Annotated in this window: 27 protein-coding genes; 2 read left to right on the top strand and 25 right to left on the bottom strand. The window is 54.4% G+C overall.

Annotated elements, in window-relative coordinates; genetic code table 11:
• Positions 1–244: 244 nt before the first annotated feature.
• The 21 genes from AB9F29_RS13540 to AB9F29_RS13640 all read right to left on the bottom strand — a co-directional run bounded on the left by AB9F29_RS13540 (position 245) and on the right by AB9F29_RS13640 (position 18418).
• Complete coding sequence (locus AB9F29_RS13540; protein ID WP_335584249.1) at positions 245–955, bottom strand: DUF2793 domain-containing protein; 711 nt, start codon at positions 953–955, stop codon at positions 245–247.
• A complete protein-coding gene (locus AB9F29_RS13545) occupies positions 948–4868 on the bottom strand; it encodes a glycoside hydrolase/phage tail family protein (protein WP_369756058.1) in 3921 nt (1306 codons plus the stop codon). Before AB9F29_RS13545 ends, AB9F29_RS13540 begins: the two co-directional genes overlap by 8 nt.
• A complete protein-coding gene (locus tag AB9F29_RS13550) occupies positions 4868–5308 on the bottom strand; it encodes an NlpC/P60 family protein (RefSeq protein WP_335584251.1) in 441 nt (146 codons plus the stop codon). Before AB9F29_RS13550 ends, AB9F29_RS13545 begins: the two co-directional genes overlap by 1 nt.
• On the bottom strand, positions 5308–6219 hold the full coding sequence (locus AB9F29_RS13555) for a DUF2163 domain-containing protein (RefSeq protein ID WP_369756059.1): 912 nt from the start codon (positions 6217–6219) through the stop codon (positions 5308–5310). Before AB9F29_RS13555 ends, AB9F29_RS13550 begins: the two co-directional genes overlap by 1 nt.
• A complete protein-coding gene (locus AB9F29_RS13560; RefSeq protein ID WP_335584253.1) occupies positions 6219–6851 on the bottom strand; it encodes a DUF2460 domain-containing protein in 633 nt (210 codons plus the stop codon). The genes AB9F29_RS13555 and AB9F29_RS13560 overlap by 1 nt, the downstream gene beginning before the upstream one ends.
• 12 nt (positions 6852–6863) lie before the next feature.
• Positions 6864–7526, bottom strand: coding sequence for a phage tail tape measure protein (locus AB9F29_RS13565; RefSeq protein WP_369756107.1), 663 nt, complete (start codon positions 7524–7526; stop codon positions 6864–6866).
• 21 nt (positions 7527–7547) lie between these two features.
• Positions 7548–7730, bottom strand: a complete 183-nt coding sequence (locus tag AB9F29_RS13570) for a rcc01693 family protein (RefSeq protein ID WP_369756060.1) — start codon at positions 7728–7730, stop codon at positions 7548–7550.
• Between the two features lie 23 nt (positions 7731–7753).
• Entirely contained in the window at positions 7754–8089 is a 336-nt protein-coding gene (locus AB9F29_RS13575) for a gene transfer agent family protein (protein ID WP_335584255.1), read from the bottom strand.
• Complete coding sequence (locus AB9F29_RS13580) at positions 8089–8502, bottom strand: phage major tail protein, TP901-1 family (protein ID WP_335584256.1); 414 nt, start codon at positions 8500–8502, stop codon at positions 8089–8091. The genes AB9F29_RS13575 and AB9F29_RS13580 overlap by 1 nt, the downstream gene beginning before the upstream one ends.
• A 26-nt stretch (positions 8503–8528) precedes the next feature.
• On the bottom strand, positions 8529–8936 hold the full coding sequence (locus AB9F29_RS13585) for a DUF3168 domain-containing protein (RefSeq protein WP_369756061.1): 408 nt from the start codon (positions 8934–8936) through the stop codon (positions 8529–8531).
• On the bottom strand, positions 8933–9271 hold the full coding sequence (locus AB9F29_RS13590; RefSeq protein WP_369756062.1) for a phage head closure protein: 339 nt from the start codon (positions 9269–9271) through the stop codon (positions 8933–8935). Before AB9F29_RS13590 ends, AB9F29_RS13585 begins: the two co-directional genes overlap by 4 nt.
• On the bottom strand, positions 9268–9867 hold the full coding sequence (locus AB9F29_RS13595; protein ID WP_369756063.1) for a head-tail connector protein: 600 nt from the start codon (positions 9865–9867) through the stop codon (positions 9268–9270). The genes AB9F29_RS13590 and AB9F29_RS13595 overlap by 4 nt, the downstream gene beginning before the upstream one ends.
• A 189-nt stretch (positions 9868–10056) precedes the next feature.
• Entirely contained in the window at positions 10057–11259 is a 1203-nt protein-coding gene (locus AB9F29_RS13600) for a phage major capsid protein (RefSeq protein ID WP_369756064.1), read from the bottom strand.
• Positions 11260–11293: 34 nt separating this feature from the next.
• Positions 11294–11863 carry an HK97 family phage prohead protease gene (locus AB9F29_RS13605; protein WP_369756065.1) on the bottom strand — a complete coding sequence of 190 codons (570 nt, stop codon included), beginning with the start codon at positions 11861–11863 and terminating at the stop codon, positions 11294–11296.
• 10 nt (positions 11864–11873) lie between these two features.
• On the bottom strand, positions 11874–12122 hold the full coding sequence (locus AB9F29_RS13610) for a hypothetical protein (protein ID WP_335584262.1): 249 nt from the start codon (positions 12120–12122) through the stop codon (positions 11874–11876).
• Positions 12119–13303, bottom strand: a complete 1185-nt coding sequence (locus tag AB9F29_RS13615; protein ID WP_369756066.1) for a phage portal protein — start codon at positions 13301–13303, stop codon at positions 12119–12121. Before AB9F29_RS13615 ends, AB9F29_RS13610 begins: the two co-directional genes overlap by 4 nt.
• Positions 13304–13458: 155 nt before the next feature.
• On the bottom strand, positions 13459–14835 hold the full coding sequence (locus tag AB9F29_RS13620) for a DNA-packaging protein (protein WP_369756067.1): 1377 nt from the start codon (positions 14833–14835) through the stop codon (positions 13459–13461).
• Positions 14738–15079 (bottom strand): hypothetical protein, encoded by a 342-nt coding sequence (locus tag AB9F29_RS13625; protein ID WP_369756068.1) that lies wholly within the window; start codon positions 15077–15079, stop codon positions 14738–14740. The genes AB9F29_RS13620 and AB9F29_RS13625 overlap by 98 nt, the downstream gene beginning before the upstream one ends.
• Positions 15080–15361: 282 nt before the next feature.
• The gene (mltG, locus tag AB9F29_RS13630; RefSeq protein ID WP_335584266.1) at positions 15362–16516 is read right to left on the bottom strand and encodes an endolytic transglycosylase MltG; all 1155 of its coding nucleotides are present in this window, start codon (positions 16514–16516) and stop codon (positions 15362–15364) included.
• Positions 16516–17778: a beta-ketoacyl-ACP synthase II gene (gene fabF, locus AB9F29_RS13635; RefSeq protein WP_039002060.1), complete on the bottom strand. Its 1263-nt coding sequence runs from the start codon at positions 17776–17778 to the stop codon at positions 16516–16518. The genes mltG and fabF overlap by 1 nt, the downstream gene beginning before the upstream one ends.
• 145 nt (positions 17779–17923) lie before the next feature.
• The gene (locus AB9F29_RS13640) at positions 17924–18418 is read right to left on the bottom strand and encodes a MarR family winged helix-turn-helix transcriptional regulator (RefSeq protein ID WP_369756069.1); all 495 of its coding nucleotides are present in this window, start codon (positions 18416–18418) and stop codon (positions 17924–17926) included.
• Between the two features lie 106 nt (positions 18419–18524).
• Between AB9F29_RS13640 and AB9F29_RS13645 the strand changes: the two genes are divergently transcribed.
• Positions 18525–19397, top strand: coding sequence for an EamA family transporter (locus AB9F29_RS13645; protein WP_369756070.1), 873 nt, complete (start codon positions 18525–18527; stop codon positions 19395–19397).
• Between the two features lie 62 nt (positions 19398–19459).
• Here AB9F29_RS13645 and AB9F29_RS13650 read toward each other — a convergent pair whose 3' ends face one another.
• The 3 genes from AB9F29_RS13650 to fabD form a co-directional block, all read right to left on the bottom strand.
• On the bottom strand, positions 19460–19693 hold the full coding sequence (locus AB9F29_RS13650) for an acyl carrier protein (protein ID WP_039002057.1): 234 nt from the start codon (positions 19691–19693) through the stop codon (positions 19460–19462).
• Between the two features lie 281 nt (positions 19694–19974).
• Positions 19975–20712 (bottom strand): 3-oxoacyl-[acyl-carrier-protein] reductase, encoded by a 738-nt coding sequence (gene fabG / locus AB9F29_RS13655; RefSeq protein ID WP_369756071.1) that lies wholly within the window; start codon positions 20710–20712, stop codon positions 19975–19977.
• 9 nt (positions 20713–20721) lie between these two features.
• Complete coding sequence (gene fabD / locus AB9F29_RS13660) at positions 20722–21657, bottom strand: ACP S-malonyltransferase (protein WP_369756072.1); 936 nt, start codon at positions 21655–21657, stop codon at positions 20722–20724.
• A gap of 169 nt (positions 21658–21826) precedes the next feature.
• Between fabD and AB9F29_RS13665 the strand changes: the two genes are divergently transcribed.
• Positions 21827–23011, top strand: coding sequence for a cytochrome b/b6 domain-containing protein (locus AB9F29_RS13665; RefSeq protein ID WP_369756073.1), 1185 nt, complete (start codon positions 21827–21829; stop codon positions 23009–23011).
• 73 nt (positions 23012–23084) lie between these two features.
• On the opposite strand, the gene AB9F29_RS13670 is transcribed toward AB9F29_RS13665, so the two are convergent.
• Positions 23085–23675, bottom strand: coding sequence for a YceI family protein (locus AB9F29_RS13670; protein WP_369756074.1), 591 nt, complete (start codon positions 23673–23675; stop codon positions 23085–23087).
• Positions 23676–23815: the final 140 nt, after the last annotated feature.

A 23815-nucleotide genomic window follows, 5' to 3' on the forward strand; every position in this document is an offset into this window, starting at 1 on the left:
CTAAAATCCCACAGTATTCCAAATCATCCAAGTACGGCTCCTTTGCTTGAGGACGCATATTCGCCGCCGCCATAAGGCTACCGTTTCCCCATAGCGGATGACACCGGCCGGTGGATTTTCGGTATTTATCCGCAGCCTCTGCCTCCGTCAGCATGAGTTGAAAAGCACTAACACGCCTCCTCTCTGGAAAACAAAGAAGAGCGCGCGCCGCTGCGGTCATATCCCCGTGCAAGACAGGCCGCATTTAAATGCTCGGAATCGTGAGTGAGTAATAGTGGATGGCTAGACGAACAGTCCCACTTGCAAAATCACCTCCGTCGGCCGTTAAAAGTAGGGAGGTAGGACTGTACTCGGTATACGGGGACGACAACGTACCACGTACATAGGAATTTGATGCGAGGCCCAGGCCGCTTCCAAACTGACTCAGGGACCCAGACTTCCCCAAACTCCAACTTGTCAGCGTCCCAGTCACGTCGCTCACGACCACTCCCGATACGCCAAAAAGCATCGCATGGGAGGGAATCATAACAGCGGTTGAGTTGGAACTTCCCGCGGAAATAACATGATCAAACTCCAAGACAGAAAACCCTGATTTCGCCCCGTTGGGTGATTGTGCAACGGCGCCCTGAGCCCAAGTCGATCCATCAAACAGAGCTAAATAAGCCTGATCTGCAATCCAGGCTCTCCAGCCCGTTTGAGGATTGGAAAAGACCCAACCTCCATTGGAAAAAATTGCGACCTCGCCATCATGGCCAGCCCATGCATTCACCCCTCCGATTGGCACACCATAGGATGCCCCGTCCGACGCGGACAACGGCGGCGTCCCCGTTGAAATTGAGATCAAAATCAATTGGGTTAACCCATCCAGTTTCGCGAGGCTTTCGTTGACAGTGATATGCTTTTGCGCTTGGCTTGGCTGCACCAATGGCAAGCCCAAATTTCCGGTATTAGTCATTGATTTCAATCCTTCTAAAGGGGCCAGCACCAAAACGCTGGGAAACTTGGGCAACTTCCAACCCAAAGGGAGCGCTCACACCATCTTGGGCGATCTGAGCTGCGGTATAGGCGTAGTTTGAGGATGTCGTCGTGACCTCTCGCACGATATTATTTCCGTCCAGAACACGCAAAATATAGCTTTCGGATTCTTCATTCAAAGGGACATCAATTCCCGACCAAGTATCACCGCCAAATCGAGTGCGCCGGATCCACGACACTTCCAAGTTTGCACCGTCATGCTTTCCTTGAACATGCACAGGCGCATATGGGCGCAAGCCTATGCCTTGAAAAGCTTCGCTGATGTAAACATAACTCGGATCGTCGAAAGACCGTGTCGATGGACCTATTCGATAATGACGTTCCAGCCCTTGTGAGGCGGCCGAAATGTCGATTTGTTGGGGCTTACCATCCAGCAAAACAAAGTGACTTCCCACAGGCCAGCTATCTGGGACGATTGCGTCACTGCCCAATTGACCGCGAAGCCGCAGACTCAATTCATAGGTATCTTTGTCAACGAGATTGGCTTCGGCAAATTGGAACACCTCCCAATTCTCGCTAGTTCCATCCCCGATGGCGGCTAAATTCCTCCCGTTCAACAGTCCTTCCCAAGTCGTGGAGGACAAGGCTCCTCCGTAAACTTTTACCCGAAGTGGTTCGCCCCGATCTGGCAAACCAGTACGGGCTCTAACCAATGCAGTTCGTGTCTCACCAATGGTTGCGGATGTACCGATAAGTGTATTTAGTGTGTATCCCGCATCTTCCGAAGATCCATAAACAGCAACTGACCCTGGCCAAGGCGTGGCAGTAATCGCAAGGTGAGGAGCGTTGGGGTTTTCGTCCCCTGACAGTAGTGGTAAATCCAAAAAGACCGGATACACGGGAACCGGAGCGGTAAACCCCCGAACGCCAATTGGCTCCGATGTGGCGTCACTTGGCGTGTAAATCTCGTGCTCCACGCGCACCGCGTCCAGAATTTGAGCACCCCCCTGTTCTACATTATCAACCCTATAGAGCGCCTCCCCACCGGCTTCTTCAAAGCGTAGAATATCTCCGGCACCAATCTCCATTTCTGACATCGGCATAGCAAAGCGCACAGTGTCACGAGCAACCCGGCTTTCTGCCAACCAGCGTTCCACAATTGCGCGCGCTTCGGTTTGCGTCAAAGCAAGAGGCAACTCAGACTGGGAGACCATATAGGTCACCTCGTCTGGATGAATGGCCTCTGTAGCGCGAACTTCAAAATCGCCATCGTTTTCAACAAAGGTCAGGCGAATTCGGCCAGCCACTTCCGCGACGGGTGCTCTTGAAGTCTGAACGAGAGCATCTTGGTCTGGAAGGATCGCAAGCTTTTCAGTTTCGATATCCAAATCGGGCAAGCCGTTTCGCGTTTTAAAAACCAATGTGCCGTCGCGCTCAATGGCTTCAAATCCATAAGCAAGCATCAGCGGTTGCAAAGCTGAACGCGCACCAGAAATATCCGAAACCTGATACCCGCGCACGTACCCGTATAACTTCGACGTATCGTAGTCCTTGACGCCCGATCTCTCACATATCTCGGCGACAACTGAGGAAAGGGACCTTGCTCCAGTGCGACCATTCAGCCAATGACCGCGCTCATAATTCTTGCCGTCACTCCAAACATTAAGGGCGTTTGGAAAATATGGGTAGGGTCGCGCATCCCATGCCCAAACATGCGCTTTTTTCATGTCGAGCATTTGAATTCCAGTATCATCGGATACAGGGTTATTGGCGGGGGTATTCCAATAGGAATACAGAGCGCGTAAATATTGCATTTGAATGAAGTCATCACGCGTGCCATCTGAGTGGTTCGGAAGGCTGCTTTCACTCGATTTTGCATCAATAAATTTGTTGGGTTGATTTGTACCTTTATTCACAGCCGCACAACCGATTTCCGTAAACCAGATTGGTTTACTACTAGGCGTCCAATTTGTTGATGTGGCCTGACGGATTCCACCGATGCGTTCGTGATGAGGGTTCTGCCACCAGTTTTTTATGTCTTTGTAGCGCCAAACCCATGCTTCGTCATACGCACCATCCTCAATTGGCGTGCGGATTTGGGCAACTCTCGCCTCTGAAGAATGGTAGAACCAGTCGTAGCCTTCCCCGCCCTCAATGTTGGACTTCAAGTAGTCCAAATTGTATATTGATCCCCAAGAAGCATCGAGGTGATCTTGCCCCTCACGCCAGTCAGACATCGGCATATAGTTGTCAATTCCGATAAAATCGATATCTACAGATGCCCACAGGGGGTCGAGGTGAAACAGCGCATCGCCAGAACCATCCTGTGGATGATACCCAAAATATTCGCTCCAATCCGCCGCATATCCAATCTTCGTTTCACTCCCAAGAATGCTACGAACATCCGCTGCAAGCGAAACCAATTGCGCAACCGCAGGAAAGCTCCCATTTGCGCCACGAATTTGCGTCACACCGCGCATTTCCGAGCCAATACAAAATGCCGAAACTCCACCAGAAACAGCGCACAAATGGGCGTAATGAAGAATAAATCTCCGATAGCTCCACTCATTCGGCCCCGTGTAAGTCACACCAGTTGCGGTTTGGCTGAAATCATTCGCAGACGCTGTGCCAAAGAAACTCTCGATCTCGTCCTCGGCGACCACAGTTTTATCAGGTGAACCAGACTGCCCAGGGGCCACAGAAAGTGTTATTCGACCGCGCCACGGAAGGGCCGGCTGATCGGCAGCCCCTGTATAAGGGTCGGACAATCCATTTCCGTCAATTTGATCCATCAAAATAAACGGATAAAAAACAACGTCTTGCCCCGAAGAATTGATATCAGTAATGGCTTCAATCACCGATTGGTCCGTGGGGGTGCCACCATAAATCGTTCGATCATCAATTTTGACGATTTCTTCCGCACCCAAACGATCCAAACTGGAAACCTGCCACGGCATTCCGAATCCATCAGAAATGGTTTGTTCAACTTTCGGCTTCAGTGAACAACTACCGGCCCTCAAATCATCGCCAAACCAACTCACAACCATCGATATAGATTTACACGCGGGCAACTCTTCTCGGAGCGCATCCATAGACGTCAAAAAATCTGTTTTCCCCGACGGAGAGTTGACGTTGACAGAAGTGTTCACACCTAAGCCACTCTGGAAATGGACTGGCGTCGTGGCCAAAGTATATTCCCCCGTCCCTGGTATTAAAGCCACGCCTTCAATCATATTGACGGGATCATCGACAGCATTTGTAATCTCGGGCTGTGCAGGCCGCACAACTTCAAAACTAAACTGAGGAAAACGATTTCCAAACTGCCCCAAAGGCAAGTCTTCAAACACGATATATGCAATTCCACGATAGGCGGGTACATTTCCCGCTCCTTGAATTGCCTCCATTTTCGGATCGGGCATCTGGGTACTGTCCCCCCGATAAAAGCGCATATTCAAGTTTTCGGACGATATTTCAACGCCATCGGCCCACACACGACCAACCCGTGTAATCTCGCCCTCACATAGTGCAACCGCAGCACTTACCGAGTACGCATAACTCGTGACCGATGGGCCTTTGGGCGCGCCTTTGCCACCACTGCGCGTGGTGCTTTTTTCTTCTTTGAAGCGCGTGGACCATATTACCTGCCCGGGTACGCGCATGCGCCCATAGAGTTGTGGGATTGCGGTACCTTCGCTCGCCCCCATAATCCGGAACCGATCCACGCGGCCGGTTTCGACGGCCTGCGATCCAGACCCCATAAGGCGTTGATCGATAACTCGGCCAAGGGTCGCACCAACAGCGCGCCCAATGATCGCAGACGAAATGCCAAGTGCAGCTCCCCCAAAAGAGGCGCCTAAACTATAACCAATCGCTGAAAGAACTATCGTCGCCATTAGGACCCCTCCTCGGGAAACTCAAATCGCGCCACAATTCGGCGCTGCCACGGCGCACTCAGGGGGCTTTCCAGCACCCCGTGCCCTGAATATGCATGAATAAAACTTGGCTCAGATCCGACATTCCCTTGAATGCCAAGATGCTTAGCAACAGCGCCAACGCGCATCCGAAACAACAGAACGTCCCCCATTGCCGCATGATCAAGGGGCTTCGCAATTAGATGCACAAGCGCGGCTTCCCAGAGTTCTTCAACCCCCTGAGGTTCGCTCCAGTCATTCGTATAGGCTGGCACCCGCGTTGGCTCAAACCCCAATACTTCCCGCCAAACCCCACGTAAAAGACCTAGGCAGTCAGTGCCCGCGCCTTTTTGCGACGCTTGGTGGCGGTATGGTGTCCGAAGCCACGAACGCGCGGCTTGTACGATCAACTCGCTTTGCATCAGCCCACCTCAACCGTTTGTTGAGAGGAAACAAGTTGGCCCCCTTCGTTAACATCTCCCGATGACGGATAGCTCATAAGCCAATCTTCCCCAGGAATGTCTGGAAACCCTTGGTAGTTTAGAAAATTCTGGAATTTCAACTGGCACGTTTTTACACGTTTGTCACATCCAGCTTCAAACCGAACAAGATCACCGGAGTCCAACGACAATCGAAGGGCTTCCCAAAGTTCAATCGTGCGACCTTTGTCCGTGAGGCGGTCATTCTTGATAAAGCCAATAAGCCCTTTTGCATTCCCACTTAGAACTTCAAAACGACCGCGCTCAAACCACCGATCATCAAACCCTAGAAAGTCATCAAAAAACATCTCGCGCGCGTTTTTTATTGTCTCGACAGGACGCGTCGTAACATAGCCAGCAGTATCAAGATTAAAGCGGCAAGAATGATCTCCCAGTACAGCAGAGCAAGGTTTTTGGTAGGTCCGTCCTTGGGGTTGATTTAGCGCTTCTGTTAGACCGCGCAACTCAGCTTGAAACGCCCCATCTCCACGCGTCAATTCACCGATTGTACCGCGAAACTGAAGCGTTCTTTCGATTGGATTCTGCCAATTGACTAGCCACGCCAAAACCTGTGCCCCGTCATAGCGCCCGGCTGCGATATCTTCTTCGCGAATTGTGTCGCTGTTGAGCGCACCTAGGGCTTCAGTATTATCTACTGCAAGGCCCGTCGTTTGCTGTAGCGCACGCGCCGTAAGCCCCGTATTGGCGAGAAAATCAACGCCATCGAAGGCAATGTTTTCGTCGTGATCCGTAAAACCGAGGGAAATACCATCGGTTCGCGTAACCGCCCAACAGCGGCTCACACTCGTGATACCCGACTTAAGATGCGTTTTCAGTTCTGGAGAAAGTGTCATTATACACGCACCTCAACAATCGGCACATTTGGCACATCACCCGCTTGAAAGCTTGCAACGGACGTGTGGATTCTATCGGCATCGAAACGGACAGGGACGTCAAACTCAAAACCAGCCGTGATCGCGACGCCTACATCTGGTGGGTGCGAGAATGCGACGAGGCCCGTCGAAAAGTCGATGTCAAAATCGATACTTTCCTGTAGAATATCCCCCTGGATCCCAAGACGAACAGTCCCTTCAACGGGTTTTTTAATAGGCCGTGTATAGGTGTAGCTCCCAGACTCGTAAGTCTTATTGAGTTGCCACACGGCCTGCAATCCGTCCCCATGCGCGATGACTTGATCCTCAAACGTTGGCTCCATTGAGGGGCGTCCAGACTTAAAATCCGACCAGTCTTTCCACCGGAAGCCATGAAGTTGCCCGCGCCGCGCCTCAAAAAACGAAATCAACAACTCAATGTCATCAAGGGAGCGCATTCCAACACCCGCGTCATAGCGGCGCCGAGAATGCGCCCACGGCGTGTTGCGCTCTTCAAAACCATTGGCGAGCGTGACAACATCTGTCTTGCGTTCTGGTCCGCCAACAGACCCGAAACTCAAGGATGCTGGAAACCTTACCTCATGAAAACCCATCGTAATTCCTCCCTACGCGTTGCGCTGACCACGTCCCATGGCACGACTTAACTGCGCCGCGATTTGTCCCTGACTGCGCTGGAAACCCTGCGCATCTGGGGTACTAATGTTCATGGTAATATTCACGGGACGGCCTCCCCCTTGGGTTTTCACCCCGAGACTGCCATCTGCCCCCCGCGCCAAAGGCATGATCGCTTCCGGACCTGCCTCCCCCATCAAGCCCATGCCGCCACGCATCGGAAAGTTCATCGGGCCGGAAATCACGCCCCCCTTCGCAAACGGCATGACTTTGCCTTGAGTAAACGCTCCACCTTTTTGAAAGGGGATCGCACCGGAGACCGCATTGCTAACCGAGGTCGCAATGATTCCACCGAGTTGGTTGGTCACTGGCTTGATTGCTGCAGCATAAGCGGTATCGATCATGGACTTCGCTACCGTATTGAGAGCATCCGAAAGCTTCATGCCGTCAAACGCAAGCCCGTCAAATGCTCGCCGCAACCCGCGTCCAATTCCTTTCGAGAGCGTATCAACTTCGTTGCCCGTTGCACTCAAAGTTTCGCGCATCTTGATCAATTCTGCATCAAATGCGGCCGCCATTGCCACCGCACCACTCATGCTGTTTTCAAGGGAGTCGACCCTCTCATCAAATTGGCCAATACCATCTACATCTTGGATCATGATCGCGCTCCTGATTTTTTATGTGTTCAAAACGTCGGGATACAGGCGCGACAAATCCTCAAGCCGGCTGCGGCTCAAGGGCATTTGTTGTTCCTCGCTGCCCATCATCATCATCAATTCCGCCGGGGTGAGCCGCCAAAACTCTTCTGGTTGAAGGCCCAATCCGCGAAGCCCCGCACGCATAAGCGCAGGCCAGTCCATGCCGTATCCTTCTCCAATCGCCACTAAAGCGCTCCGGCTTCAGAGGTTCCGGGGATGGTGAACGCAAGGGCCAGCAATTGTGCCGCAATACGGGCTGCTTCAATCGGTCCGCCCGCAATATCGGCCTGCAATAAGTCCTCACTGCGCCCTTGCCACCCACCGCCGCGAAGCCCAGCTACAATGAGTGCCAGAACATCGCGCGTGGAGTATTTGCCCGATTCAAAACGCTCAACCAAGTCAATGAGCGTTCCCGTTGCCAGCGTACTTTCGAGCTCAGCGAGTGACCCAAGCGTTAGCTTGAGAGCGCGACGTTCCCCATCCAGAGTAAGCTCAACCTCTCCTGCCCACGGATTCGCCATTACAGCGCTGTGAACTGAAGCGCGCCCGCAGACGCCATCGACAAGTCGTAGGTTGCCTCGCCATTGTGGCTTCCCGAGTATTCAATCGAGTTCACTTGAAACGGCCCTTCGACAACGCCGAAATCGGGTATAATCACCTGAAAATTCGGAATTTCTCCGTCGAAGAAAATTTGGCGCGCACGCTCATCGGTTCCCTCATCTTTGAAAATCCCCGAACCACTAATCGAGGCTGTTTTTACCCCCGCACCGCCGAGCAATTCGCGCCAACCGCCTTGGCTCTCAAGGCTCGTGACATCCACGCTCTCTGCATTAAAACTGATCCGCGTGGCCCGAAGCCCAGCGATAGTCTCAAACAACCCGCCACCGGTCATGTCGAGCTTGATAAGTAGGTCTTTGCCGTTTTGGGCTACCATGGTCATTACTCCAAAATTTGGGATTATTAGTCTTCCACGCGAGCGCGAAATCTCAGATCGATCCGGCGCGTTTCGCTGTTTCCGACACGCCGAGCTATGGCGCGTTCAAAATTCAAATAAATCAGTTTTCCGCGGCTCAACCGTAGGTCTGCATCAACCAATCGGTCCGATATCACGGCCGCAATTGTCTTGGCTGTTTGAAAGCCAGCAGCATCCGTCACCACACTGATCGTAAAGGTATGCAACGCCCCGTGGCCCTGACCATCAGAGCGGTCACGCACGTCTTCTGGCCCCAAACTCACGTAGGTTCCGGGCAGAGTTCCGGAGGGCGGATTGTCATAAACTGCATCACCTACGAGCGACACCAACGCTGAACTCGATGTCAGGCGTTGGTAAATCGCCGCCTGAAGTGCGGCTGAAACACCATAGCTCATGACACCACCTCTTCTTGACAGATGCAGACCAAATACTGACCACTCTCATAGGCATCGGTCACCGCTTGAATGCGATAAATCCGTGCCCCTTCAATAAAGCGTTGATCAGCTTTGGGTCGACTAGGCGCACCATACGGTGCCGCACGGACTGTGATCTTGAGGCTCGTCGACGAGATCGTCAAAAAGTCGCCCGCTTTCTCGCGGGCAGCGCCGGGATCAACGGCGGCCCAATGGGTACCAAGGGCGGCCCATTTCTCAACGAACCCGCCAGAGTTATCCGCCACCCGTTCAGGTGCCTCAAGCACAAGCTGCCGATTTAATTTCGGAACGCTCATGCCACACCCCCACCTAGAATTCGAACTGTCCGGTAAGGCTCAATCAGCGAGGACACACCAAATGGCATAGACCCGCGATTGCCTTCCCCTTCGGTTCGATGCTCGTAGAAATGTGCCGCAAGCAAGAACATCGCTTGGCCCAAATCCGCCGGCATCCCTTCCCAAGCACCACTAAATCCAGCCGTGAAAATAACCTCGACAAGACCGCCAAGCGGAACGGTGGGTAGACACGCGCCAGTGGCCTGAATTTTTGGCCGCTGATTATCGCGCTGCAACACATAACGAGTAGGATCAACGAGCGTCGCATCCCCCAAACGATCCTTCACCGTGATACTGTTGATGGCGGACACGGGTGCCACAGGTAGCGCCTGCTCCGAAAGGCCGCGCCACCCAGTAAGCTCCCACTGAAACGCGCGTTCAATCATCACTTTACCAGTTCGGGCTTCAATCGCGGCCATCGCGGCCCGTAGACAAGTATTCAAAACATCGTCCTGAAAACCGTCATCGGCAAACCCGGTGCCCAACCGCAGGTGGTCTTTAAATCCCTGAATCGGCAATGCCGAAGTGGGAACTGTGGTCTGCTCGATTAACATCATGGAAACTCTCCGAAATATCGATTTTCATGTACCGTTTGAGGTGCAAAATGGCGCTCCCCTCAGCCCGTTTCAAAGGGCGCGCACCTACCGTGTCGCTCGGACGGAGGGGAGCAGCTAGACAACACGGCCCATAAGATGCGCGCCCCAGCATCCCTCCCTAAAAAAGGGAGGGATCATTCACCACAAGCCTTAGCTCACGGAGAATTTCAGAACCTTGATCGCCGCAAAGTCGCTCACGTCGCCGCCCACACGTTTCGTCGCATAGAACAGAACGTTTGGTTTGGCAGAGAACGGATCGCGCAATACGCGCAAATCGGGGCGTTCGGCGATGGTATAGCCATTGGAGAAGTCGCCAAATGCAATCGCATTCGCTCCCAAAGCAATGTCAGGCATGTCTTCGGCAATCATCACAGGATACCCCATAAGACGCGCAGGTTCGCCGGCTTGAAGGCCATCGCTCCAAAGGAAACGGCCATCGGCGTCCTTCATTTTGCGCACCGCACCTGCCGTCTTGGAATTCATCACGAAGGTCGCATTGGCGCGATATTCGGCCCCAAGCGCATAGACCAAATCAACGATGGAATCCGAAGCATTTACAGAAGCAAAATCACCATCCTGGCCCGTGGCAACATAGCCAAGCTTGCCCCACGTCCATGACGCATTTGCAACGTCGGTTTTGGTCAAGAAACCCGTAGGCTTGTCAACACCATCGCCATTGATAAAGGCCGCCGCCTCAGCACGGGCAAACTTGTCCGCAATCCGGCCCGCAAGCCAGCTCTCGATATCAAAGGCCGCGTCATCCAAAAGGCGTTGCGAGGCTTTTGGCAGGGCTGACAACTCATGAAGCGGAATAGCAATCCGGTCAAACGTCGGAGAAGACGTTTCAGACACCGGACCAACTTCATTCGCCCAACCCGTGCCGACTTCTGTGTGGTCCACAATCACGTCATAGGACGTCGCTTCGACCTCAACAACCGATGCAATCGAACGGATCGACGCCGTGGTATACAGCACGCCTTTGATCGTCTCGGAGGTTTTGGGATCCACAAGGTAGCCACCTTCGGCAGACACTGCCGTATTCATGGATTTCCCTTCAAGGACCAACCCGCGAAGCGCATCATCATCCCCGACGCGCAAATAGGCGTCGAAGGCTTTTTGATGGGGTGCAGATGTATCGGCATGAGCCGACAAAGCAGGGCGTTGGGCAGTCATATATTTACGTTCCAGCATGGTAAGTCGCTCTTCCTGTAATTTAACTTGTGATTTGGTTTCGTTATTTAACTCTTTGATATCGCTCACGAAGCCGGTCAGCGCGGTCTTTACCTCCGCGGTCGGCGACAGACCGTCAGACACAGCTGTCCCGGCCCGAGCCCTTGTCTCGTTTTTGCTCATTAAACAATCCTGTTTGAGAGGTTAGATCGCTGGCTCAGCTATCGTTGGCCAGCATGTAGCGAGCGTCATTTAGCACTCCCGCCAAATCCCGCATGAGGTCGTTTTCAAAGGGGGTTGCCCCTTTTGCGCCGACCCGCGCGTCTGGAAGCATGGGGAATGTCACAAGTGATACTTCCCATAATTCCAATTCCGTTAAGAGCCGCTGGCCCTTGTCATCTTTTGCCGCTTTTTTGGTGCGGTAGCCAATGGAAAGCCCGTCGATCGCGCCCGCTTTAATCAGCGCCGCCGCTTCGCGTCCCTTTTCCACTTCTTCAAGCAACCGGCCCTTCACATAGAGGCCTTTTGCGTCTTCACGCACCTCGTCCCAAAGGCCAATTGGCTGGGCGGGATCGTGTTGCCAGAGCATTTTCACACTCCGCCCTTTTGCCGCAAGATGCGCAAGCGAGCGTTCATAAGCTCCTTTTGCAACCACGTCGCCGCTCTGATCGCTTTTGCCAAAAAGACTCGCATAGCCTTCGATCTTAATGCCATCCGTAATCGTCACCCCGTCCTCGAAACGACAGAATTTTCGCTCAAGGCCCGTTTCTAATTCCTGTGAAGTCATGTCATTTTCCTCATTTCGGTGCCATTTCCATCAGGGAAATAATCCCTTGGGCAAGGATCACCCCGACCACACCGTAAACCGCCAACCAAAGGCGTCGTTCCAACCGTTCAAGCGCCTGTTCAATGCGACTAAGCCGTTGATCTAAAGCTTGAAACTGCAACTTTGTTACCCGTTCATTCGCGTCTATTCGTGCCGCCGCGGCATCAAACCCTTCATAAAGGTACCGCGACCCACCAACATGATGTGGCTGCTCGCTCATTCGTCCTCCGAGAGTTTGGGCAGCCCAAGAATGGCGCGCTTTTCGGTATCCGTCAGGAAGCTTGCATCACTGACCCGCCGCCACTGGTTGTCGCGTTCCGACGACAGCGCCGAGACTTGATCCAGATCCGGTTTCAGCTCGACTTTCTCGCCGCTATAGCGGCTCAACCACTCCGCAATACTTGCCGCAACCCGTGTCGCCAGCGGCACAACCGTCAGCCGGTAAAACGCGCGATTGGCTTCTTGGTAATTCGCATAGGTCGCGTCGCCCGGAATACCCAACAACATCGGCGGCACGCCAAAGGCCACGGAAATTTCGCGTGCGGCAGCCTCTTTGGTCTTCTGGAATTCCATGTCCGACGGTGAGAAGCCCATCGGTTTCCAGTCCAAACCACCCTCAAGCAACATCGGTCGACCCGCATTTGCGGCTCCCTGATGATAGCTCGACATTTCGTCCTGCAAGCGCTCGTATTGGTCGTTCGACATGCTCGCGCCATCGGGACCCTTGTAGATAATCGCCCCCGACGGACGCGCCGCATTGTCCAGCAAACCCTTGCTCCAACGACTCGCAGCATTGTGCACATCAATCGCGCTTGCGGCCGCTTGCATCGGGCTCAAACCATAGTGATCGTCATGCGGATGAAAGCTTTTTACGTGGCAAATCGGGCTAACATGACCAGAAACATCAAACCGATGCTTGCGCCCCCCCACGGCATATTCATACGCAATCGGCCAGCCATCCGCCCCCGGAACAAGGCTCATCCGGTCGCTGCGCAAAACATGAAGCTCCAAAGGAAGCCCCTCCTCCGCCGCAACAGCCTCAAGATACCCATTCCCCGTCAGCAACAACTGCCCATACAGGTTTTCAAACAATTCCGCCCGTCCCTGCGCCCCGTTTGGCGATGCAATCAACGAAAGGATCGGATGATCCTCATACCGACGTTCCCGATCTTGAAGCACCAGTGGCAAGGCCGCCGCCGCCTCCGCGATCATCTTGACCGACCGAAAGCCCACAGGATTGTTCGCAAACCCCGTTTTGGTGAGGGAAACAACGTCGCGCGGGCTCCATGCCACACGCCCGGAACCATGATACGCAACCACTGGCCCCGTGGCGGAAGCTTTGGTGGCAGTTGGGCCAGTTGCTGCAACCGTCTCGCCGCGTTTTAGGAAATCAAATACCATCTGAAGAAGCTCCTGTTTCTTCGCCTAAAAGAACACCCACCGGGCGGGCCATCAGAATTCCCAATCGGGTAACCTATTGACACATATGAATAAGAATGGATGTTTTCGGTTCCATTCTCGTTGAAACCACTCTCTCACAAGTCCCTAAAGAACGCTTAAAGGGTGCGTACGCGGGGGCGTTGCGCCATCTTGTTTGGGGTGATCAAAAGATTGGTGATCGCCCAAACAAGCGCGTCCACACGGTCGGGGCTGCCCTTGCCCTCATACCCTTGCTGCGTCATCCGACACATCTGATCCTCAAGCGCTGTGAACGCCCCCAAATGGTGCACGCGACCTTGGGCATATAACGCAGCTACAGGCTCGGCCCGCGCCGCTTTCCCCTTGCTCGCCCGCACCGCTTTGTAACTCACCATCGGGTCCAACTGTCGGATCACCGATTCCACCAAATCACCGCCTTGATTAACCTCGGCGACCAAACAATCGGCCCCGTGGCGCTCCATCGCATCTAGTGCGGCTTGCGCCCAAACGCTGGGCGCGGCCCCGCTGATCGTCGCGTCTTCCAACACAACGGCATACCAGTCTTTGGGTTCGCCCACAGTGCGCGCGCCCACCACTAAAATCCCACATTCGTCGGACCCTTTATGGCCCGTCACAGGCGGATCAACCGCCACAACGATGCGTGTTAAATTGTCGGCCTCATTGACCCGCGCCTGATCCAACGTCCCAAGCGTCCACATCGCACCCTGAGTGTCTTCCAGTAAAACACCGTCCAATTCCTGCCGCCCCAAACGGGTGCCCGCATACCGCGCACGCACTTCTTCAAGGAAACTCGCCGCCAAATAGGCGCGATTTACTTCGGTTGGCGCTTGAGTCACAACCGTCGACTTATTCCCCAAAATACCTTTTAAAATCGGTACATTACGCGGGGTTGTTGTCACGCATTGGCGTGGCATTTCCCCAAGGCGCAGCCCGAATTGCAGCATATCCCACGCCTCTTCGGCGCGCTTCCATTTCGCCAGTTCGTCCACCCAAGCCGCATCAAACTGCGGCCCGCGCAGGCTCTCTGGATCATGGGCCGAAAAAATCTGGGCAATCGCCCCATTCGGCCAAACCAAACGCTTCCGGCTAGCTTGCCACTCGGGCCGACGATCTGGCGGAGAACACGCCAAAATGCCGCTCTCGCCAAAAACCATAACTTCGCGCACTTGATCAATCGTTTCCCCAACAAGCGCCACACGACGCGAGCGACCCGGATCGAGGGGGCGCGCCCCCTCTACCTCCGACCGTATCCACTCGGCACCAGCACGGGTTTTACCCGCACCACGCCCTCCCATAATCACCCAGGTGCGCCAATCGCCTGTCGGCGGGAGTTGGTGCGGTAGGGCCCAAAATTCAAACAACCAAGGCAGAGCCAAAAGCGACTCGTCCCCTAATTCATTCAGAAACGTCTCCTGTATTGTTTGCTCTGCGCAAGCGAGCCAAGCGGCTCCCGATGTCAAGGCGTGCTCGGTCAAAGTCGAGCGCGAAGTCATGGACAATTCCGGACTTTTGTTTGCGAAGTTTTTCAACACGCGACCTTTCCTCAAATAGAGTTTGCAAGGCTTTGGACAAATCCTTCGAAAGCGCAACGGCCTCCTTCGTGTCCAAATCTTGGCTTGTTTCATTTGTTTGCAAGACGCCTTCGACGGCACCGATCAAACGTTGAACCTGTTTTTCGGCTACCGAAAGCAAGCTTTCGGCACTGCCAATATCCTCAATGGGTGTAATAAGTGTCATATTCTTATTGTCCGCCTCTCATGCTTTGCCCGCACGAGAGAAATGTGGCTCAATCTAGCGCTCTAAAATGGCGCTTTCAACGGGGTCACATCCCTTCTAGCTCGACCTGCAAATTGACACATCAGAGTGAAAAAATCAATGATTTCTAGGTGTTGCGCGGCAACACCCACCGAACGCACCCCCATGTAACCCCCGAAAAACAAAGGGAAACCTGTCGCAAATGCGCACAAAAAAGGCGCCCGAAGCGGACGCCTTTTCCTTCATTTCCTGCCGCTGAAACCCCTAATTTTCGGGTGTCTCAGCTTCGATTTTACGCCAAATGGCCACGTTGTCATTGTGCTCCTTAAGCGTCGTGGCAAAGGCATGTCCGCCCGTCCCGTCCGCCACAAAGAATACGTACTTCGTGCTGTCTGGGTTGACCGCCGCTTGGAGTGCCGCCTTCCCTGGATTGGCAATAGGCGTGGGCGGAAGGCCCGCGTGAACATAGGTGTTCCACGGCGTATCTCCGCGCAACTCACTCTGGCGTAACCCGCGTCCCAACGCGCCTTTACCCTCCGTCACGCCATAAACGACTGTGGGGTCTGTTTGCAAAAGCATCCCTTGGTTCAAGCGGTTCACAAAAACGCTGGCAACCTGCCCACGTTCCTCCGCAATCCCCGTTTCTTTCTCAATTATCGACGCGAGAACAAGTGCTTCCTCCATTGTCTCAATCGGAAGATCTGCGGCGCGGTTGGACCACGCTTCCTGCAAATCCGCGGCCTGCCGATCTTTCATCTCCGCCAGTAATTCTGCGCGCGTCTCGCCGGACGCCACTTCGTAACTCCCCGGTGCCAGCCATCCTTCTGCTGGAATTTCATCAACATCACCCGTCAAGAAATCCGCCGCCTTCAGCGCCTCAACAACCTGCCAACTTGTGGCCCCTTCAGCAAGGGCAACTCGGTACCGCAAATCTGCATTCTGCCGCGCCTCCTCAAACCCTTCTGGCACCGCGTCCGCGACCGGATCAAAAGCGAATTTTTCTTCAAATCGATTGGTCGCAGGGTCAAGCTCCCTTAGTTGAACTTCGCTGCGTAACACCCCGATTCTATAGACAATTTCCGACCCACAAGTAGAGCGACCATTGCCCGTTACGATATCAACAATGCCTTCCATCGAGGTTCCAGCGGGCACCAAAAAGCTCCCCGCCTTAAGGGCGGCAGCCTTGTCGGAATAATTAACGCCAACACGGAAAATATACCCGTTGGTGATTGCCGCCTCTTTTTCCAAAATATCGGCCACGGTCCCCATTTTAAATCCCGAATCCACCTTCAAGCAGATCGCGGTTTCAAGCGGGCCTTGGGCTTCATATTGCTTGGTCGCCCACATCGCGACGCCGCCGAAGCAAAACAAAATAAGCACCAGGAAAGTCAGGGCGCTTGAGGCCAGATTTTTCCACATTAGTCTTTTACCTTACCAAAGATAACGCTCGCATTTGTGCCACCAAACCCAAAGGAGTTGGACAGCGCGACGTCAATTTTACGTTTCACCGCTTTGAGCGGCGCCAGATCAAGGCGCGGCGTCACATCAGGGTTCTCAAGGTTGAGCGTTGGCGGCGCAACTTGGTCACGGATCGCCAGAATACAGAAGATCGCCTCAATCGCCCCCGCAGCGCCCAAAAGGTGCCCCGTTGCCGATTTTGTCGAGGACATTGTCGCGGTATCCGCCGCATCCCCCATCAAGCGCTCAACCGCACCCAATTCAATCGTATCCGCCATCGTGGATGTGCCATGCGCGTTGATATAATCAATATCCGCAGGCGTAATCCCCGCCCGCTTAATAGCTGCCGCCATCGAGCGATAGCCACCATCGCCGTCACTCGCAGGGGCCGTAATGTGATAGGCATCGCCCGACAGGCCATAACCCAAAACCTCGCCGTAAATCTTCGCACCACGGGCTTTTGCATGCTCGTATTCTTCCAGAACAACAACACCAGCCCCCTCGCCCATCACGAACCCATCGCGATCACGGTCATAAGGACGGCTCGCCGTTTTGGGATCGTCCCCACGCGAAGTCGACAACGCCTTACAGGCATTGAAACCCGCGATGCCAATCTCGGAAATTGGGCTCTCTGCCCCCCCCGCGACCATCACATCCGCATCGTCCAACATGATCAAACGCGCCGCGTCGCCAATGGCATGCGCGCCCGTCGAGCACGCCGTCACAACCGCGTGGTTGGGGCCTTTGAAGCCGTATCTTATACTCACTTGGCCCGACGCAAGATTGATCAATGCACCCGGAATAAAGAACGGCGAAACACGGCGCGGGCCTTTTTCCGCCAAAACAAGCGCGGTTTCTGCAATCGACGACAACCCGCCAATACCCGAGCCAATCATCACACCTGTGCGGCATTTGCTTTCTTCGTCTTCCGGAACCCAGCCTGAATCTTCAACGGCTTGGGTTGCTGCCGCCATCGCATAAAGGATGAAATCATCGACTTTACGGCGGTCTTTGGGCTCCATGTATTTATCGGCGTTAAACGTGCCATTGCTACCGTCCCCCAAGGGGATTTCGCAGGCATATTTGGTGGCAACACGTTCGGGATTAAACCGCGTGATCGTCCCTGCCCCAGATTCTCCGGCGATCAGACGGCTCCATGTTTCTTCAACACCGTCGGCCAATGGTGTGACCATTCCTAAACCTGTGACAACTACTCGACGCATAGCGTTTCTCCCGCCTTAAACTTTTGTTCCTTGCTTGATATCGTGCTCTCCCCCTAAGGAGCAAGGTAAAGAAACAACCCTAGGGGATAAAATCCCCCCGCTTTCGTCCTCCAAACCGGCTTACCCCCTATTTTCGCGTCAATATTTATTCCGGCAAAGCGCCAATCGCGTCCGTCAGGTTTCGCGTAATCTTGACCAAAACCTCGCGTTCCTCTTCGCTCAGTGCCCCAACCAACTCGGCCTGACGCGCCACATGATCCTCCACCACGCGATCAATCAGCGCATGCCCCGCCGCCGTCAGGCAAATCAAAAAACCACGCTTATCCTTTGGATTGCCCCGCCGTTCCACCAGCCCCGCCGTCACCAACCGATCAATCCGATTGGTCATCGTGCCAGAGGTCACCATCGTGCTGCCAATCAACGCCCCCGGCGAGAGCGAAAACGGCGCGCCCGAGCGGCGCAACGTGGCGAGTACATCAAAGCTCGCAGCCGTTAAATCATGACGTTCAAAAACCCGTTCCATCTCTTGGTTCAACACATTGGCCAAACGCACAATGCGGCCAATAACCTCCATCGGCCCGACATCAAGTTCGGGCCGCTCCTGCGTCCACTGCGCAACAATTTTGTCAACATGATCCATACACACAGGATGCTGGTTTTTATCTTCACGTCAAGAATAAAGAAAAAATACCTTGCAATACGTGGTCAACTATTTATCTTGACGTCAAGACGAAAGGACAAACTCCATGTCTTCCAAATCGACTCTCTATCTCGCCGCCCTTGCGCCCATCCTATGGGGCACGACCTATATCGTGCTCAAAGACTTTCTGCCGCCCGACCATCCGATGGGAATGGCGGCATGGCGGGCCCTGCCTGCGGGCCTTGTGCTATGGCTCTTTTCGCGCGAAATCCCCCACGGCATCTGGTGGCTGCGCGCGACCATTCTAGGTGCGCTAAACTTCGCCATTTTCTGGACGTTTTTATTCTATGCCGCCTATGCCCTCCCCGGTGGCGTCGCGGCAACATTGGGTGCGCTTCAGCCTCTTATGGTCGTCTTCCTCGTCAGAATCGTCCTGCACCGCCGCATTCGCCCGCGTTCCCTTTTTGCCGCCAGCCTTGGCGCATTAGGCATCGCGGTATTGGTTCTCACCCCCGCCGCAACGCTTGATCCCCTCGGCATTCTGGCGGGGATCGTGGCCGCCGCTTCCATGGCTCTGGGTAATGTCCTCACCCGTCGCTGGACGCCGCCAGTCTCCCTTGTGGGGTTCGTCAGTTGGCAACTTATCGCCGGAGGCCTCATGATCGCGGCTCTCGCTGCCGTTTTCGAGCCACCAATGCCCAGCTTTACCGCGCAAAACTGGCTCGCCCTCGCCTATCTGGCCGGCTTCGGCACGGCAGGCGCGGTCTTCCTTTGGTTTCGCGGGTTGGCAACACAGGACACGGAAATCATCTCGGCCCTCGGTCTCCTTAGTCCAATCACTGCGGTACTTGTTGGCTGGACCTTTGCAGGCGAAACGCTCTCCCCCCTCCAAATCGGCGGGGCGGTCTTAACCCTCTGGGCCGTCTGGCTGGCTCAAACCAAGGGGAAAAAGCCCCAACCGACAGCTGAGCAAACATAATAACGAAAAACGGCGCCCCCCATTAAGGGAGCGCCGTTATAGCTAAAAATTCTGTGAGAGGCTTAGGAAGCTTCTGTAATGAACTTCGTCGCGTCGCCGAAAGTTTGAATAGTTTCTGCAGCGTCGTCAGGGATCTCGATGCCGAACTCTTCTTCAAACGCCATTACCAATTCAACTGTATCAAGGCTGTCTGCGCCCAAATCGTCGATGAAGGAAGCGTTTTCAACGACTTTCTCTTCTTCTACACCAAGGTGCTCTACGACGATCTTTTTAACGCGATTTGCGATGTCGCTCATATTATTTCCTCATTCTAGTGTAGGGTGCTACCACCCGTTTCTTTCCTGCCCAGAGTGGGCGACTTAAGCCCTGCTAACGCAGGAAATCCGGCAAACGCTTATTCCGCTGTCGGTTCTTCTGCGCTTCCTTTAGCATATCAATCCGCCAAGGCAAACGCTTTCCAGAAGATAGATATACATTCTTAAGGATCAAGAGCGCAAATTATTTTCTCACTCAGACCCTATTCTAAAAATAGTTGCGGGGCATCCCCTAAATTAAGGCATGCCCACACTTTTAAGCCCTAGAGCATCGCCATGCCGCCATTCACATGTAACGTGGTTCCCGTCACATATGCGGCCTCTGGGCTGGCCAGATATACAACGGCTGCGGCGATTTCGGCGGGTGTTCCCATCCGACCGGCGGGAATCTGCACGTTGATCTTATCTTTCTGATCATCCGTGAGCTTGTCCGTCATCGGCGTCGCAATAAATCCGGGAGCCACAGCATTGGCCGTGATTCCGCGCGACGCAACTTCATAGGCAATCGATTTGGTCATCCCGACCATCCCCGCCTTGGACGCTGCATAATTGGCTTGGCCCGGATTGCCCGTGACCCCAACGATGCTTGATATATTAATAATCCGCCCCCAACGCGCCTTCATCATCGGGCGCATCACGCCACGACACAGGCGCATTGTGGAGGTCAGGTTCACGTCAATCACCGAGGACCATTCCTCATCCGACATCCGCATGAACAACTGATCGCGGGTGATCCCCGCGTTGTTCACCAAAATATCGACGGTACCCATAGCGGCAATCGCCTCTTTCGGCAGCGCATCTACGGCGGCGGCGTCGCTTAGGTTACAGGGCAAAACATGCGTCCGCTCGCCCAATTCTGCCGCCAGCGCCTCAAGCGGCTCAACCCGTGTACCCGAAAGGGCCACCGTGGCGCCCGCACCATGCAAGGCCCGCGCAATTTCGCCGCCAATACCACCAGACGCACCCGTAATCAGCGCGCATTTTCCTGTTAGATCAAACATTTGCATTCCTTATTTCGTGCTTTCAACTGCCGCAAGAACGTCCTCGGGCGTGCCCACAGCGCGACAAACCACCTCTTTGTTAATCCGGCGGATCATCCCTGCGAGGGCTTTTCCTGCGCCAATTTCCCAGACCTCAGTCACGCCTTGGCCTGCCATATACTCCACAGATTCGCGCCACCGCACCGATCCTGTCACCTGTTTAACCAGCAAGTCCCGAATGACATCCGGCGAAGTCGTCGCTTCGGCCTGCACATTGGACACCAGCGCCACCAAAGGCGCGTTAATCGTAACTTCCGCCAAAGCCTGCGCCATGATTTGCGCGGCAGGTTCCATCAACGCGCAATGAAACGGCGCACTCACAGGCAGCAAAATCGCACGTTTTGCGCCACGGGCTTTCGCAATCTCAATCGCGCGTTCAACGGCCTCTTTGTTGCCTGAAACCACAACTTGCGAAGGATCATTATCATTGGCCGCCTGACAAATCTGCCCCTGTGCAGCCTCCTCGGCCACCTCTTTGGCGGTGGCAAAATCAAGCCCCAACAAGGCCGCCATCGCGCCAATACCTACCGGAACCGCCTTTTGCATGGCCGCACCACGGATACGCAAAAGCCGCGCAGTGTCCGCGAGTGACAAAGCGCCAACCGCCGTCAGCGCTGAATATTCGCCAAGGCTGTGCCCCGCGACAAACGCCGCATCCGTCACCAAAACACCTTCGGCCTCAAGCGCGCGCAACGCAGCAATCGAGGTGGCCATCAACGCGGGTTGGGCGTTTTGTGTCAGGGTCAGATCGGCAATATCACCGTCCCAAATCATCCCGCTCAAATTCTCGCCAAGCGCCTCGTTGACCTCGTCAAATACTGCCTTGGATGCAGGATAAGCTTCTGCAAGAGCCTTCCCCATGCCAATTGTTTGGGCGCCCTGCCCCGGAAATACAAATGCGCGCATGATACCGCTTCCTTTTTATAGTTTTCTTTTCAAATACAACGATGCGCAGCTTTTCGCAATGTTCGCCTTTGCAACCGCGCGCAATACTTGTGTGTACCTGCACGTATTCACGCCTTTGCTTGCCACCCCCGCGCACCTATAGTTTGCGCAACCAATTTCGGAGCAAAACATGGCCCTCACCAATTCGCCCGCCCTTTATGGCAGCGTTACCAAAACCTTTCACTGGCTCACCGCCCTTCTTATTTTCACCGCGTTCCCCCTTGGCATGATCGCAAACGACTTCCCAATGGCAACGAGCGACGAGGTCGCGCAAAAAGCGTGGCTCTTTAGTCTGCATAAAACCGTCGGCGTCACCCTGTTTTTTGTGGCTGTCCTGCGCATTCTTTGGGCAACGACCCAACCCAAACCCGGCCTGCTGAACGCCGACAATCCCGCCGAGGCCACCGCCGCCGAGGCCGTGCATTGGCTGCTTTATTTCTCCCTCGTTCTTGTGCCCCTGTCGGGCTGGCTTCACCACTCAACCGCGGCCTTTAGCGCGCCGATCCTGTGGCCCTTTAGCGCGATCCTCCCCGAACTCCCCAAATCTGAATTGTTCTCGCATATTACGTCTGGCTGGCACGGCGTGTTCACTAAGCTACTTCTCGCCTCCCTTATTCTGCACGTCGCAGGGGCCCTGAAACACGCCTTTATTGATCGCGACTCCACGCTCAAACGCATGCTTCCCGGAAAAATGAGCACCCCGACCCTGCCACAGCAACGCCACAGCAAAACCCCGCTGGTGATTGCTGTCGCTCTCTATGGCGTCGCCATGGGGGTGGGCACATTTTTGGGTCTGCAAACCCCCGCCACCGCGCAAACCAACCTCGCAGACGTGCAAAGCGACTGGACTGTGGAAAGCGGCACCGTGGCCGTCACCGTGCAACAACTCGGTAGCGCCGTAACTGGCAGCTTCGCCGATTGGACCGCCGATATTGCCTTCGATCCCACTTTGGAGGGCGACAAGAAGGGCCGCGTCGAAGTAACCGTCGCCATCGCCTCCTTCACCCTTGGCTCCGTCACAGATCAAGCCATGGGGTCAGACTTCTTTGATGCAACGACCTTCCCGACCGCCGTGTTCGCCGCCGATTTATTCGCAACGGGCGACACGTATGAGGCGCGCGGGACCCTCACTCTTAAAGGCACAACCTTGCCATTAACCCTGCCGTTCACCCTCAGCATCGAGGATGATGTTGCGACAATGGCGGGTGCGGCCTCGCTGGCGCGTCTGGATTATAGCATCGGAGCGGCCATGCCCGACGAAAGCAGCCTCGGCTTTGACGTCGACCTCAAGGTAGATTTGGTCGCCTTCAAGTAGCGACAACAAAAGCAACAACAAAAAAGGGGCCTCGCATCGCTGCGAGGCCCCTTTTCTGTGAGGTGTAGAAAACTTATTCGGCTTGCATCGCCTCAACAGAGATCGCGATTTCAACTTCGTCGCCCACGAAGGGAACAAAGGCGCCAAGTCCGAATTCGCTGCGCAGAACCGTTGCTGTCGCATCAAATCCAGCCCAAGGCGTTTTAGCCATAGGGTGCTCTTCCATTGCCGCGTTCAAAACCGCATCCAAAACGACGGGTTTGGTAATGCCATTGATCGTCAAGTCACCCGAAATTTTCGCGTTGGTGTCGTCTGTAACTTCAATGTTTGTGGACACAAACTTCACATCCGAATTTTCCGACGCGTTGAACATTTCTGGTGACATGAAGTGGTCATAGCGCGCTTCCCAGCCTGTCAACAAAGTCGTTACAGGGAAGGAGACCTCAACCGAACTTGCTGCGGGGTCTTCTTGGTCGAACTGGATGTTTCCGTCAAAACCCGAGAACATGGCCGTGGTGGTAGAAAGGCCGAGATGGTTGATCTTGAAAACGATCTGGCTGTGGCTAGGATCGAATTTATAAGCAACAGGTGCGGCGACTGCAGCGGAGGAAATTCCGGCCAAAGTAAGGGCAACGGCGGCGGACTTCAGGGTAGTGGTAAACATTATTAAAGCTCCAAAAGATTGAATGTCTGATGGAGCTTAGATGTTCATTGATGGCATATTTCTCAACCCACGTTCCCTCCACAGGGTCTGTGCACTTGCGCACAGTTTTGCGGCGGAAAACCGATTGCACAGAGTTTGAC

The sequence above is a fragment of the Falsihalocynthiibacter sp. S25ZX9 genome (assembly GCF_041205405.1).
In the GTDB taxonomy this organism is placed as follows: domain Bacteria; phylum Pseudomonadota; class Alphaproteobacteria; order Rhodobacterales; family Rhodobacteraceae; genus Falsihalocynthiibacter; species Falsihalocynthiibacter arcticus.

Bases quoted from the DNA above. Each gene is read 5' to 3' on its own strand.
- AB9F29_RS13540 (WP_335584249.1), bottom strand. From the start codon at position 955: ATGACTAATACCGGAAATTTGGGCTTGCCATTGGTGCAGCCAAGCCAA.
- AB9F29_RS13545 (WP_369756058.1), bottom strand. From the start codon at position 4,868: ATGGCGACGATAGTTCTTTCAGCGATTGGTTATAGTTTAGGCGCCTCT.
- AB9F29_RS13550 (WP_335584251.1), bottom strand. From the start codon at position 5,308: ATGCAAAGCGAGTTGATCGTACAAGCCGCGCGTTCGTGGCTTCGGACA.
- AB9F29_RS13555 (WP_369756059.1), bottom strand. From the start codon at position 6,219: ATGACACTTTCTCCAGAACTGAAAACGCATCTTAAGTCGGGTATCACG.
- AB9F29_RS13560 (WP_335584253.1), bottom strand. From the start codon at position 6,851: ATGGGTTTTCATGAGGTAAGGTTTCCAGCATCCTTGAGTTTCGGGTCT.
- AB9F29_RS13570 (WP_369756060.1), bottom strand. From the start codon at position 7,730: ATGGACTGGCCTGCGCTTATGCGTGCGGGGCTTCGCGGATTGGGCCTT.
- AB9F29_RS13575 (WP_335584255.1), bottom strand. From the start codon at position 8,089: ATGGCGAATCCGTGGGCAGGAGAGGTTGAGCTTACTCTGGATGGGGAA.
- AB9F29_RS13580 (WP_335584256.1), bottom strand. From the start codon at position 8,502: ATGGTAGCCCAAAACGGCAAAGACCTACTTATCAAGCTCGACATGACC.
- AB9F29_RS13585 (WP_369756061.1), bottom strand. From the start codon at position 8,936: ATGAGCTATGGTGTTTCAGCCGCACTTCAGGCGGCGATTTACCAACGC.
- AB9F29_RS13590 (WP_369756062.1), bottom strand. From the start codon at position 9,271: ATGAGCGTTCCGAAATTAAATCGGCAGCTTGTGCTTGAGGCACCTGAA.
- AB9F29_RS13595 (WP_369756063.1), bottom strand. From the start codon at position 9,867: ATGATGTTAATCGAGCAGACCACAGTTCCCACTTCGGCATTGCCGATT.
- AB9F29_RS13600 (WP_369756064.1), bottom strand. From the start codon at position 11,259: ATGAGCAAAAACGAGACAAGGGCTCGGGCCGGGACAGCTGTGTCTGAC.
- AB9F29_RS13605 (WP_369756065.1), bottom strand. From the start codon at position 11,863: ATGACTTCACAGGAATTAGAAACGGGCCTTGAGCGAAAATTCTGTCGT.
- AB9F29_RS13610 (WP_335584262.1), bottom strand. From the start codon at position 12,122: ATGAGCGAGCAGCCACATCATGTTGGTGGGTCGCGGTACCTTTATGAA.
- AB9F29_RS13615 (WP_369756066.1), bottom strand. From the start codon at position 13,303: ATGGTATTTGATTTCCTAAAACGCGGCGAGACGGTTGCAGCAACTGGC.
- AB9F29_RS13620 (WP_369756067.1), bottom strand. From the start codon at position 14,835: ATGACTTCGCGCTCGACTTTGACCGAGCACGCCTTGACATCGGGAGCC.
- AB9F29_RS13625 (WP_369756068.1), bottom strand. From the start codon at position 15,079: ATGACACTTATTACACCCATTGAGGATATTGGCAGTGCCGAAAGCTTG.
- mltG (WP_335584266.1), bottom strand. From the start codon at position 16,516: ATGTGGAAAAATCTGGCCTCAAGCGCCCTGACTTTCCTGGTGCTTATT.
- fabF (WP_039002060.1), bottom strand. From the start codon at position 17,778: ATGCGTCGAGTAGTTGTCACAGGTTTAGGAATGGTCACACCATTGGCC.
- AB9F29_RS13640 (WP_369756069.1), bottom strand. From the start codon at position 18,418: ATGGATCATGTTGACAAAATTGTTGCGCAGTGGACGCAGGAGCGGCCC.
- AB9F29_RS13645 (WP_369756070.1), top strand. From the start codon at position 18,525: ATGTCTTCCAAATCGACTCTCTATCTCGCCGCCCTTGCGCCCATCCTA.
- AB9F29_RS13650 (WP_039002057.1), bottom strand. From the start codon at position 19,693: ATGAGCGACATCGCAAATCGCGTTAAAAAGATCGTCGTAGAGCACCTT.
- fabG (WP_369756071.1), bottom strand. From the start codon at position 20,712: ATGTTTGATCTAACAGGAAAATGCGCGCTGATTACGGGTGCGTCTGGT.
- fabD (WP_369756072.1), bottom strand. From the start codon at position 21,657: ATGCGCGCATTTGTATTTCCGGGGCAGGGCGCCCAAACAATTGGCATG.
- AB9F29_RS13665 (WP_369756073.1), top strand. From the start codon at position 21,827: ATGGCCCTCACCAATTCGCCCGCCCTTTATGGCAGCGTTACCAAAACC.
- AB9F29_RS13670 (WP_369756074.1), bottom strand. From the start codon at position 23,675: ATGTTTACCACTACCCTGAAGTCCGCCGCCGTTGCCCTTACTTTGGCC.